A 12,451-nucleotide genomic window follows, 5' to 3' on the forward strand; every position below is an offset into this window, starting at 1 on the left:
CCAAAGACGGCTTTCCCTTTCGGGGCCCGCGGACGGACGCCTTATTCGGCCGCCGTAATGTCGCAGACGTAGATGTATTCGTCCATGCGCGGCTTCCAGTTCCACTTTTTATTCAAGCCGTACAAGTCGAATTGCTGGAACAGCGGAATCCAGGGCAGCTCGTCGCGGAAAATGAGACACGCCATCCGATACAATTCCTTCCGGCGCTCCGCGTCCAAAATGTTGCTCGCCTCCATCACCATCTCAGCCATGTCGTCATGGTGAAAATCAGTCGGGTTCCACGGATTGGGAGCAATGTAGGCGTTGCGGTATACTTCGTCCGGATCAAACGTCGAATTGCCCCAGCCCACATAATACATCTGATCGTACTTATGATTGCGGAACCGGCTAATAAACTGCGGCCACGGCTGAATATCGACGTGCAGGCGAATGCCGATCTTGGCGAGTTGCTCCCCGATCCTTTGGGCGATCTCTTTATCCTGCGTAAACCGGCCGTCCGGCACTTCCAGCTTCACCTCGACCCCGTCCGGATACCCCGCTTCCGCGAGCAGTTGCTTGGCAAGCGCGGGATCGTAAGCGATAGGGGCGATTTTCGGATCGACGCCGAACGCTTGCGGATACACCGGACCGGCCAGCGGAGAACCGCAGCCGCTGAGCTCTTCCTGAATCAGCTCGCGGACGTCGATCGCATGCGCCATCGCCTGCCGCAGCTTTTTATTTTTCAATATCGGGTGATGCGTATTAATCCCCATATAAATCACGCCTACGCTCGGCGTCCCCACGACCGACAGCGCCGGATCGGCTTCCACCTGCTTGCGCATCAGCGGAGGAAAGTTGGCCGCCAGATGGATCGAGCCGTCGTGCAAGCCTTGCACGCGGTCGCTCCCGTCCGGCACGGCCTGGAAGACCAGCTTGTGCACCGACGGGCTTCCCCGCCAGTAGCTGTCATTCGCCTCCAGCTCGACCGTCGCGCCCGGCTTGTCCCAGCGGACGAACTTGTACGGTCCCGTTCCGTTCGGAACGCGGCTGAAATGCGCTTCGCCATGCTCGGCTATATACTGCGGCGGAATGATCATCAGTCCGGTCAGCTGCGCGAGCAGGTTCGGATCGGGACGATTCGTGACGACGCGCACCGTCCGGTCGTCCACGATGTCGACATGATCTATCGAGTTAAAGCGGCCGTAAGGCGGGAACTTGGGCTCGCGCTGCGGATCGACCATCCGTTCCAGCGAGAACTTCACCGTTTGCGCATCTAACTTCTCGCCGTTGTGGAACGTTACGCCGCCGCGAAGACGGAATTCGATAACGGTATCGGTGATCACCTGCCAGCTCTCGGCCAGCCAAGGCTCGATGTCCATGGAAGGGTTTCGGCGGACGAGAGCGTCGTATACTTGCAGCAATATATTCGCCGTAGTTGTCTCCGAATGGGCATACGGGTCCATCGTAGAAGCGTCCGTCCCTTGAGCGATTACGAGCGCTTGCGTATTGTGATCGGTCATTGTAATTCCTCCCGTTTCATATCCGTTTTCAATGAAATGAAATGATTGATCGTTGCACCTTCGTTTACAGCAGCAGAGTGGACGCGATCGGCCATACCGCATGGACGGAGTCGCCTTCGCGCACGACGGGGGACGCTTCCGCACCGTGCATCGGCGCCTTGACCAGAAACGGCTTGTCCAATCCCGAGACCTGCAGTCCGATTAGATACGATGTCCCCGTGTAGTGGACATACAGGACGGTCCCCGCAATCTGATTAAACTTGTCGGACTCGTGCAGAGCGCCCGGCCCGTCGCTTGCCGCGAACAGCCGGACGGCTTCCGGGCGGATCATCACTGTACTGCTCGACTCCCGGCTTCCGGAATCGGCGGCTTTGATGTTTTGCCCTCCGGCTAACGTAATTTCCGGGATACTGTTAGTTGTCCTTAGCTCCCGAACCGCGAGCAGATTCGAATCGCCGACAAAATCGGCCACGAAGGAGTCGCTCGGGCGGGTGTATACGTTCTCCGGCGTATCCAGCTGGACGATATGACCTTTGTTCATCACCGCGATCCGGTCGGACAACACCATCGCCTCTTCCTGGTCGTGGGTAACGAAAATCGCGGTGAATCCGATCCGTTTCTGCAGCTGGCGAATTTCGATACGCAGCATTTGGCGCAATTTCGCATCCAGGTTACTTAACGGCTCGTCGAACAAAACTAGCGGAGGACGCAGCACGAGCGTACGCGCCAGAGCGACGCGCTGCTGCTGGCCGCCCGACAGCTGGGCCGGCATCCGCTGCTCCATCCCGGCCAGTTGAACCGATTGCAGCGCTTGCAGCACGCGCTCCTTCACTTCATGCTTGGGCGTCCCGTGACGGCGCAGCCCGAACGCTACGTTGTCAAAGATGGTCATGTGCGGGAACAATGCATAATTTTGAAACACCAAGCCGACATTACGTTTATAAGGAGCGACCCGGGTCAGTTCTTTCTCCGCCAGATGGATCGAACCGCTCGTCGGCTCCAGCAGCCCCGCTATCATCCGCAGCGTCGTCGTTTTGCCGCATCCGCTCGGGCCCAGCAGCGACACCATCTCGCCGCTTCCGACCGTCAGATCCAGATTGTCGACAATGACATTGCCGCCATATTGCTTTCGAAGCTGCCGCAATCGCAGTTCACTCATATAGGGACCTCCCCGTTACAAAATTTTGTTTCGTTTCAGCATCCCCATACCGATTAATCCGATCAGTACGGTGCCCAGAATAATAATCGAGGATACGGCGGCAATGGCCGGAGTCATATTAAACTGAATATCCGAGTAAATCAGCATCGGCAGCGTCACCATGCCGGGCCCGGTCAGAAACAAAGCCATCACAAGCTCGTCGAACGACATGATGAAGGCGAAGAAGGCGCTGGCCATCAAGGCGGGACGCACGAGCGGGATCGTCACAAGCCGGAACGTCTGCCACGGGCTGGCGCCGAGAATAAGCGACGCCTCCTCGACCGAAGCGTCCAGCCGGGCAAAACCCGCGCTCATCGTCCGGACCACATACGGTACGGTTAATATGACATGAGCCGTCACCAGACGGAAAAAGTAGTCGCTCACCCCGAGGTTGCTGTAAAAAATGAGCAGCCCGATCCCGAACAACAGCGTCGGCACGATAAGCGGCGATAAAAACAACGAGCGCATCGTTTCCTTGGAGCGGAACTGATATTTCTTGAACGCCAGTGCGATCAGCGTGCCGACCGGCAGCGCGAGGCAGGTCGTCGTCGCCGCGATCCAGATGCTGTTCCAGAACGGCTTGGTGTAGCGTCCGCCTGTCAGCACCTCGATGTACCAATGAAACGTAAACCCTTTGGGCGGAAAGACGAGATACGAGCTCTCGCCGAACGAAGTAAACACCACGACGGCAAGAGGTGCGATGATGAACAAATAAATCAACAGGTTGACCAGCGTCAACAAGGAGAAACGTTTCTTCATAAGATACCCGCCCCCTGCGAAGTACTGCGTCTAAGCGCCCGGTTGTACAGGTTCGTAATGACGAATACGGTAACAAGCAAGATCACGGCAAGCGCAGACGCGTACGGCCAGTTCATCGAGTGAATCGTCTGGTTGTAGATCTCGGTGGCCATCACCTGCACCCTCGGACCTCCGATCAGCGCCGGCGTAATATAAAAGCTGATCGAGATCGAGAACACGAGCAGCGTGCCTGCCACAATGCCCGGCAGCGACAGCGGCAGCGTCACGAACCAAAATACTTTGGCCGGGGAAGCGCCCATATTCGCCGCGGCGGACTCCAGGTTCCGGTCCATCCCTTCCAGCACGCTGTACAAGACTAGAACCATAAATGGCAGCAGCACATGAACCATCGCAATAACTACACCAGTGGATGTATACAGCAAGTCAAGCGGTTTATCGATCAAACCAATGTTCAGGAACAATTGGTTGAGTAGTCCTTTTCGGCCCAAAATGACGATCCAGCCAAAGTTTCGGATAACAGCGCTCGTCAATAGCGGCAAAGCGATCAGAAGCAGCAGCAAATATTTGCGTTTCGGATTGGAGCGGGCTACTCCGTAGGCAAGGCAATAGCCGAGGATCAGGCTGATGAAGCTGATCGTGATGCCGAGAACCAAGGTGCGCCCTAAAATTTTCAAATAATGCGGATCTTTAAAAAAGGTCATGTATTGGTCGAAAACAAAAGCTTTCTCCATCATTCCATCGGGAGTCGAGCGAAAAAAACTGAAAAGCAGCAGCTGTCCTACCGGCAATATGAAGAAAAACAACATTATCAGCGCACCGGGCGCCATCAAAATCCACTGCGGAGGCAAGCGTCGAAGCATAGGATTTCCGTCCTTTCCGTTGTTCGCGGAGGAGCTGCGGGGATCATTGGCGACAATCGTCCCCGCAGCTCCTCCCGGCCAACCGGATTATTTGCTGATCAGTTTATTCCACTCGGTCGTCCAGGCGTTGCGGTTTGCATTAACCACTTCCCAGTTAAGCGGCACCAGAGAGTTTACCGCCGCTTCGCCGTACGGCATAACGGCCGCCAGGTCGTCGGACAGTTTCACGTTTTTGTTGGACGGCGCGAATCCGGTCTGCTCGGCGAACTTCTGCTGAACTTCCGGCCGCAGCATGTAGTTGACGAACTGCTGGGCGAGCTCGGCGTTTTTCGTCCCTTTGACAACCTGCGCGTTGATGAACGTAGCCATTGCCCCTTCTTTCGGAACGACGAACTTGATCGGTTGTCCTTTTTTGCGGAAATTGAAAGCGTATCCGGAATCGTAGGCGGCGATCCATGCTTCTTCCTGAGCGAACAGATTGCCCACATCCGGGGTCGAAGCAACGATGGCGGCGGTATGCGGGAGAAGCGTTTTGATTTTCTCAAAGCCCGGTCCCATCCGGTTCTCGTCGCCGCCGGCCAGCTTCGCGTTCATCACGGCGAACTGCAGGCCGAACGTATTCGTCAGGTCGACCAGTCCCACATGTCCTTTGTATTCCGGATTCCACAAGTCGTTCCACGACGTCGGCGCTTTCGTAATTTTTTTCTCGTTATAAATGATCCCCAAAGCGTCGAACGCAATACTCGGACCGTAGCCGCCCGGATTCAGTGCCGCTTTGTACAGATCCTTCAGATTCGTCATCGCTTTCTCGTCGATCGGCAGGATCAGGCCTTCCTTGGCGGCTTGCACTTCCTGGCCGCCGGAGAACTGGACGACGTCGAGCGTCGGAGCGTTTTTCTCCGCGCGCATCCGGACCAGCGCATCGGCCGAATACAAGGTGACGACTTCCACCTTCGCGTTGAATTCTTTCTCGAACGGTTTGATCAAATATTCTTTCTGCGCGGTTTCATAGTCCCCGCCGAAGGAAGTGACAATCAGTTTTTTGGGAGGCTCGGAAGCTTTGTTGTCGCCGGCCTTGGCATCGGGTGTTGGCGTCGCAGCGCCCCCGCAGCCGGTAATGACGAGCAGACCGGAAAGTACGGCGGCAGCGGAAAATTTCATCCAGGATTTTTTAGCGAACATGCACAGACCCCTCCTTGAGTTGTTGAGCTTGGGCGTATCCATACGAGCTGTTATTCTTCCTCCAGTAGCTGCTTTCTCTCCACGCTTTCCTGTTTATTCCTTCTACTCTCTCTTGGTTGCGGTTGCCTGCTGATTGAGCCACTGAAACGGGCGCAGGCCCGATTCGTCCTTCCGTGCAATCATTTCCGGATGCCATTGCAAAGCGAGAACATTGCTGCGTTCCTTCATTGCAATCGCTTCCACAATATCGTCTGAAGATTGGCCGACAACTTCCAGCCCTTCCCCCAGCTGTTTCACCGATTGATGATGAATGCTGTTGACTTCGATTTGGGCGCCGCCCAGTACAGCGCTTACAAAATGATCGGGTTTTAGCTCGATCGGATGAACCGACCGCCAAGGTTCCTTCGTCTCCCAATGAGTCAGCGTCGGATCGGCCAATTCGCCGATATCCGCGTGAAGCGTCCCGCCGCAAAATACGTTCAGAAGCTGCATTCCTCTGCATATGCACAATATCGGCATGTTTCTTTCGAGCGCAAGCTCCATCAGCTCCATCTCGTACTTGTCGCGAACCGGGTCGATCCGATGCGAGGTCGGCTGCAGTTCTTCCCCGTACAACCGCGGGTCTACATCTTCTCCGCCCGAAAATACAAGTCCGTCAATCGTGTCCAATTGCCGGCCGATCTTGTCCCGGTCCACAACGGGCAGCGGAATCGGGGTCGCTCCCGATTGGAAGATCGCATGAATCATATCGTTGCTGAACAAGGAAAACGATTGTCTGGGGATGCCCCGTATATGTCCCCCTACCGCCTCCTCTTCTGAGATGTAATATCCGACTACGCCAATCCGGGGTAATCGCCCTGAATGCTTCATGTTGTCACCTCCTTACAGTAGCGGGTAAGTTACTCGACGAATTGACTGAGCGCATCCAGCGTTTTGCCGACGTGCAGGCTCATCGTTTTGCCGGCCCTGTCGCCGTCTCGCCTCTCGAGCGCTTCCAGCAGAATACGGTGCATCTCATAGCTGGCCAGCTGAATTTGCCGGTTGTAGGGCATCAGGTCGAGACCGGGATTAATCTTCGTGCGAACCTTCCTGACAGCGTTCTCAATATACGAATTGCCGGATGCACGGGCAATCTCCAGATGGAAGCGGACGTCAAGCGAACGGAATGTTTCGCGGCTGCAGTCTTCCCCGCTGCTTTTCTCGACCAATTCGCGGATACATGCAAGATGATCCGGCGTAATCCGCGCCGCAGCCAATCTCGCCGCCTCCGGCTCGATAATCGAGCGGTACTCCAGCATTTCTTTCGTTTCGTTCCAGTTCTCGGCGATTTGCTTAATCGTCCGCTCATGCGTGTTGGCGGTAAGCGGCAGTACGAACGTTCCGCCCTTCGCCCCCAGTCGCCTTTCGATCAATCCTTTTTGTTCGAGCTCGGCAATCGCTTCCCGTACCGCGAGTCGGCTTGCTTTGAACAGCGTCGCCAGCTCCCTCTCGGGCGGCAATTGCTCGTCAGGCAGTACCTCCTTGAGGATAATCGCCTCTTCCAGCTGTTCCAGAATAAAATCACTCACTCGTTTGGGTGTTACCTGCTTGAAGCGAGCAAAGTAGGATGATTCCATCGGACTTGCCTCCACGTCTCGTTCTAATGGTATAAAGTTCGAACCTTAAACCAATAGTAGCAGTCACCTCTCCGTTTGGCAAGCTGTTTTTTTTGGAAAATGCACACAACCGTAAGAGAAAACCGCCGGTACAGCGCCCGGACAGTCTTTGACGTGTTGAAACGTATCCTTTCTTTCATCGCCAAAAAGGCGAGCAGCCGAATGATTCCGGCTTACTCGCCCCGTAGTTTCTCTACCTCTTTCGCAGACTAAGGTTTCCTTACCTGCTCTATCGCTTTGTCCGCCCTTTCGTTCGCCTCCCGCAAGGCGCTGTTCACATCCTTTTGATTGTCCAGCACTTCGTTCATCGCCTTGCCCAATTCGCCCATTACGATCGAGTCGTACCGGGTAATCTTATACAGCGGCGCCGATTGCTGCTTAAAGATCGCGGAGACGTTTTTCCCTTTTAGCGACTGCAGGTTGGCACCGAACACTTTCTCCAGATCGGGATCGGCGAGGCTCGGCAAATACCCGTTTTTGCTAATATCCGCCTGCACTTCTTTGGACAGCAGGTAAGCGATCACCTGGAACGCCTCCTCTTTATGTTTGCTGTGCGCGGATATGCTCAAATTGTGCGAATCGACCTGAAACGACTTGCCCGGCGCGGCGTCGTAAGTCGGTGTCGTGACCATATCCCAGTTGAGCGGGGTTCCCTTTTTACTCATTTCCTCGAACGATGCAATTACGTTCCAGAATACGGACATCGCCACCGTCCCCTTGTAAAACTCCGATACGTTGATGCCGGGCCGATTGCCGGGGATGCCGTAGATCTCCTTCAAGTTTTGGAGTGCGAGCGCGAACCGCTCATGGAGCAAATTCGCCTTGCCGTCCGGCCTCACGAACGGCGTGGACAACGCCGATACGGCGGAGTACGATTCGCTTGCGTCGAGTCCTTTGTATTCCACGTTATCTTCTTTCCGGGTCATCGTCTTGGCGATGTCGATCGCCTGCTTCCACGTCATGCCGTCCTTCGGGTAAGGAACGCCGAACTTGTCGAACAAGTCCTTGTTGTAATAGGTGACGGCAAAGTTGCGGTAGATCGGCAGCGCATACAGCTCTCCCTTCTCCCCCCACATCTTGATCGCGTCGATGGCGAGCGGGTCGAGCTTGCCGACATCCAGACCTTTCAGCTTCGCCAGCTCGTTTAAGTCCAGAAGCACTTTCAAGTCCAAATAATCGGTATACCAAGGTGTGCTCGCATAAATGATATCCGGAAACGTGCCCGCCGCCAAAAGGTCTTCAGGCATCTGCCCCTTCTCCCTAAGCAGCGGTTTGATCGTAATATGAGGATACTTGTTGTGAATGATGTCCATGATCTGATTTTGAATCGGAAATGCGGATTGCATGTACAACGTCAGCGTAACCGGCGACGGAGGAGCGTCCTCCCCGCCTTTCCCTTCCGGCTGATTCGCGGCTCCCGGGCTCGGGCTGCAACTGACACACAGGGCCAGCAAGACAAGCGCCGGCGGCAGCGGCCAACAACGTTTCATCATCATCCCCCCTAATTGGAGTAATTTCCGTCCGTACAGCTTTATCTTAAGGAAAAGGCGCCGGGCGGTCTTTAGATGAATCCAACGAAATCGCCAGCTTCCTCGAACCGGGAAACCGCTTTCTTTCTGCCGGTTGCGAAATCAATTTGCACAATATTGACTTGCTGCCGCAGCCTCCCCGCGATTGGCCGGATTCAGGTTGCCCGGACCCGGTTCGTTCCAGAAACGCTCTCTGGCCCCAACGCTCACCCGGTACCCTTGCCGCCCGCTGTCTTACTGATCCGCAGACTCCTCCGCCGCGCTGCGCCGCTTCGCTCTCCATTGCTGCGGGCTGACTCCGTAAGTCCGTTTGAACAGCCGGGAGAAATAATGGATGCTGTTAAAGCCCGTTTCCTCTGCAATTTGCTGAATGCCCATCTCGGTATGGATCAGAAAACTCGTCGCCGCACTCAGCCGGAGATTGCTCAAATATTGCATGGGGGTCACCCCGGTCTCGCTTTTGAATACGCGGGCGAGGTAGGATGGGTTGAAATGCACCTGCAACGACAGGGCCGCCAGATCGATCGGTTCGAAATAGTTGGACTCCATATGGCGCATTAACGTCTGGGCGAGTTCTCTCGTCGATTTGTAATGAGCGTCGAAGACGGTCCGTTTATTCGTGCGGAGCCGGTTTTGAACGAGCCGGATGATTTTTTGAATATCGAGCAGAACGATCTCCTCGTCGTATTCGCCGTCGCCCGCGTACTTCGCTTCCAGGGAACGGACCAGCGCTTCGATCGTATGGGCGATCGCCGTCATCCCGGGCGAGCTGTAATCCGCGTTCCGTTGCAGACGATTCCATCGGATAGCCTGCTCGGAGGTCGCAAACCGGTCGCCCTCTTCCACATGAAGCTCGATAAACCAGAAGTCGATCGGCGTACGGTGGCACTGGAGACGATGCGGCGTATTGGGAGTGAGCAGAAACAAGCAGGGAGCGGCGCAAATGTACGTCTCCCCCGTCCATTCCAGATGAGCCTGTCCTCTTGTAATGTACAGCAATTCACTGTGAGGATGGGTGCCGCCGTTGTTTCCGATATCGTCCGGATGAAGCGTATGAGAATTGAACGTTCGTACACGCACAATGTATCCTCCCTTTGGACGCCATAGATCCGGCCATGTACTCCCATTTTTAGGGTGAAATGAGGAACTGTCAACCCTGCTTTCGGAATTTCTCCGGACAAATCAAAAAGCCGCTCCCTTCCTGACTTGAAGGAAACGGCCGTTTTGTTCACGTACCGTATTACCGTGTGAACATTTGATCCCGATGAGGGCCTACCGATATTTGCTTCACCGGCACCCCGATCAGCTGTTCGAGCCGCAGCACATACGCCTGAGCTTCGGCCGGCAGTTCGCCGAACGATCGGACGCCGGAGATATCGGTCCGCCATCCGGGCATCTTCTCCAGCACCGGCTGCGCCTTCTCGAGCTTGGCGTTCACCGGGAATACGTTCGTCTCTCCCGCATCGGTCCGATAAGCGGTGCAAAACGAAATCTCGTCCAAATAACCGAGTACGTCCAAATTCGTCAAAGCCACCTCGGTCGCCCCCTGCACCATACAGCCGTAACGTGTCGCTACCGCATCGAACGTCCCGACCCGGCGCGGCCGCTTCGTAACTACGCCGTATTCGCCGGCGTCCCCGCCGCGCTTGCGCAGCTCCTCCGCTTCCTCTCCGTGCAGCTCGGTGACGAACGGACCGGTGCCGACGCAGCTGGAGTACGCTTTCGTTACGGCCACGACACGGTCGATCGCATACGGCGGCAGCCCCGCGCCGACCGTCGCAAAGCCGGCCAACGTCGAGGAGGACGTCGAGTACGGGTAAATGCCGTGGTCCGGATCGCGAAGCGCGCCGAGCTGACCCTCGACCAGAATTGACTCTCCTTGCCTCCACGCCTGCTGCAGCAGCTCCGTCGTATTGCAGACGTAACGCTTCAGCCTGTCGGCGTCGCGAAGCAGCTGCTCCGCCAGTTCCCCGGCCGAAAGCTGCGGTTTGCCGTACAAGTGCGGCAGCAGCACATTTTTCGACTCCAGCGCCGTCTCCAGCCGCTCCAGCAAACGATCCGGGTCGTACAGATCGGCCACCTGGACGCCGAGCTTTAAATATTTATCCGCATAAAAAGGCGCAATGCCTCTTTTGGTCGAGCCGAATTGTCTCGCTCCGAGCCGCTCCTCCTCCAGCTCATCGAACAAAATATGGTGCGGCAGCACGAGCTGCGCCCGTTCGGACAGCCGGATGTCCGGCTCCGGTACTCCTTTGCTGGCCAGATTGTCCAGCTCCGCGAAAAAGTTTCCGACATGAAACGCCACGCCCGGCCCGATTACATTCACCGTACCCGGACGGCAGACGCCCGAGGGCAGCAGATGAAGCGCAATTTTGCCATATTCGTTTATGATCGTATGCCCCGCGTTGCTGCCTCCCTGAAAGCGGACGACGTACTTGGACGTTCCCGCGAGCGCATCCGTTATTTTCCCTTTGCCTTCGTCTCCCCAATTGGCTCCTACGATCGCCGTTACTGGCACACCGCATTACCCCTTCCGTTCTTGTCATATTCCTGCAACACAAATTATAATGGAGATTGCCCCTATAAATGAAATGAATATTAATAATCTGAGATATAAAAAGGATTGATACCCATGATTGAAAATATGGAATGGTACCGGGCGTTTTACGAGGTCGCGCAAACCGGCAGCTTCTCCAAAGCGGCCGAACGGTTGTTTATTACGCAACCGGCTGTGAGCCATTCGATCAAGCAGCTGGAGTTCCGGCTCGGCGGCGCGCTTTTTTTCCGGACTTCCCGCGGGGTGAAGCTGACGGCCGAAGGCGAGGTGCTGTACAAATTCGTCTCCCAGGCGCACCATTTTCTCGAGAACGGGGAGAAAAAAATTGCCGAGATGCGCAATCTGATGGCCGGCGAGGTGAAGATCGGCGCAGGGGATACGTTGTGCCGTTATTATTTGCTGCCGCATCTGGACTCGTTCCACAGACAGTATCCGGAGCTTAAAATTCAAGTCACGAACCGGACGTCACGCGAAACGATCGCGCTGCTCAAGGAAGGGCGGATCGACTTCGGCATCGTCAACCTGCCGATGCATAGCGACGACCGGCAGCTCCATATCCGGGAAAGCATGCAGCTGCACGATTGCTTCGTCGCCGGCCGGACCGGGCGGCCCGACCCCGAGTCGCCCCGATCGTGGGACGAGCTCGCAGCGCTGCCGCTGCTCATGCTGGAGAGAGGCAGCAGCATACGCCGCTATGTCGATGCGTTCGCGGAATCGAAGGGGGTCCGGCTGCAGCCGGAGATCGAGCTCGGCAGCATCGAGCTGCTCGTCCAATTCGCCGGCATCGGGCTGGGCATCGCCTGCGTCATCCGCGAATTCGTCGGAGTCGAGCTGGCCGACGGGACGCTGAGCGAGGTACGGCTCGCCGACCCGCTGCCCCCGCGCAACGTCGGGCTGGTCACGCTGCGCGACGTGCCCTTGTCGGCTGCGGCCCAGCGGCTGCTGGAGATGCTGCCTTAGAGGAACGTCTGCGGCAGCAAACAGTAGCCCGCTCCAAGGCAGCTTCCTTTTCGGGAGCATGTTGGGTTAATCGTGTGTTGGTATTAGGAGTAATTTTGCAGTAGGAGTAGCTTGGCGGTAAGAGTAGCTTTTTGCGGGAGTTACTTTCGTTGGCGGTAGTTGCTAGTACCCCATCAATCCTTAAATTGTGGGTAAAGGCGTTTTAATTTGATCCTTGCATCATCAGTAGTAAATTGCCAATCTACGCCCTTT

11 protein-coding genes are annotated in these 12,451 nt (G+C 56.0%); 1 reads left to right on the top strand and 10 read right to left on the bottom strand.

The window, feature by feature from the left end; all coding sequences use genetic code 11:
- Window positions 1–41: 41 nt before the first annotated feature.
- From IDH45_RS25295 to IDH45_RS25340, 10 genes are all read right to left on the bottom strand, one after another.
- Entirely contained in the window at window positions 42–1,499 is a 1,458-nt protein-coding gene (locus tag IDH45_RS25295) for an ABC transporter substrate-binding protein (protein ID WP_190930925.1), read from the bottom strand.
- A 64-nt stretch (window positions 1,500–1,563) separates the two neighbouring features.
- Window positions 1,564–2,658 (bottom strand): ABC transporter ATP-binding protein, encoded by a 1,095-nt coding sequence (locus IDH45_RS25300; RefSeq protein WP_190930926.1) that lies wholly within the window; start codon window positions 2,656–2,658, stop codon window positions 1,564–1,566.
- Window positions 2,659–2,673: 15 nt separating this feature from the next.
- A complete protein-coding gene (locus IDH45_RS25305; protein ID WP_190930927.1) occupies window positions 2,674–3,456 on the bottom strand; it encodes an ABC transporter permease in 783 nt (260 codons plus the stop codon).
- Window positions 3,453–4,316: an ABC transporter permease gene (locus IDH45_RS25310; RefSeq protein WP_190930928.1), complete on the bottom strand. Its 864-nt coding sequence runs from the start codon at window positions 4,314–4,316 to the stop codon at window positions 3,453–3,455. Before IDH45_RS25310 ends, IDH45_RS25305 begins: the two co-directional genes overlap by 4 nt.
- Before the next feature lie 87 nt (window positions 4,317–4,403).
- The gene (locus IDH45_RS25315) at window positions 4,404–5,498 is read right to left on the bottom strand and encodes an ABC transporter substrate-binding protein (protein WP_190930929.1); all 1,095 of its coding nucleotides are present in this window, start codon (window positions 5,496–5,498) and stop codon (window positions 4,404–4,406) included.
- 102 nt (window positions 5,499–5,600) lie between these two features.
- Window positions 5,601–6,368, bottom strand: a complete 768-nt coding sequence (locus IDH45_RS25320) for a gamma-glutamyl-gamma-aminobutyrate hydrolase family protein (RefSeq protein ID WP_190930930.1) — start codon at window positions 6,366–6,368, stop codon at window positions 5,601–5,603.
- Window positions 6,369–6,397: 29 nt separating this feature from the next.
- Window positions 6,398–7,114 carry a FadR/GntR family transcriptional regulator gene (locus IDH45_RS25325; RefSeq protein ID WP_190930931.1) on the bottom strand — a complete coding sequence of 239 codons (717 nt, stop codon included), beginning with the start codon at window positions 7,112–7,114 and terminating at the stop codon, window positions 6,398–6,400.
- 248 nt (window positions 7,115–7,362) lie between these two features.
- Complete coding sequence (locus tag IDH45_RS25330; RefSeq protein WP_190930932.1) at window positions 7,363–8,643, bottom strand: extracellular solute-binding protein; 1,281 nt, start codon at window positions 8,641–8,643, stop codon at window positions 7,363–7,365.
- A gap of 273 nt (window positions 8,644–8,916) precedes the next feature.
- Entirely contained in the window at window positions 8,917–9,762 is an 846-nt protein-coding gene (locus IDH45_RS35080; protein WP_190930933.1) for an AraC family transcriptional regulator, read from the bottom strand.
- Window positions 9,763–9,922: 160 nt separating this feature from the next.
- Window positions 9,923–11,200: an adenylosuccinate synthase gene (locus IDH45_RS25340; RefSeq protein WP_190930934.1), complete on the bottom strand. Its 1,278-nt coding sequence runs from the start codon at window positions 11,198–11,200 to the stop codon at window positions 9,923–9,925.
- 114 nt (window positions 11,201–11,314) lie between these two features.
- Between IDH45_RS25340 and IDH45_RS25345 the strand changes: the two genes are divergently transcribed.
- Window positions 11,315–12,199, top strand: a complete 885-nt coding sequence (locus IDH45_RS25345) for a LysR family transcriptional regulator (protein WP_190930935.1) — start codon at window positions 11,315–11,317, stop codon at window positions 12,197–12,199.
- Window positions 12,200–12,451 lie beyond the last annotated feature (252 nt).

The sequence above is a fragment of the Paenibacillus oceani genome, from assembly GCF_014705615.1.
GTDB lineage: Bacteria > Bacillota > Bacilli > Paenibacillales > NBRC-103111 > Paenibacillus_AB > Paenibacillus_AB oceani.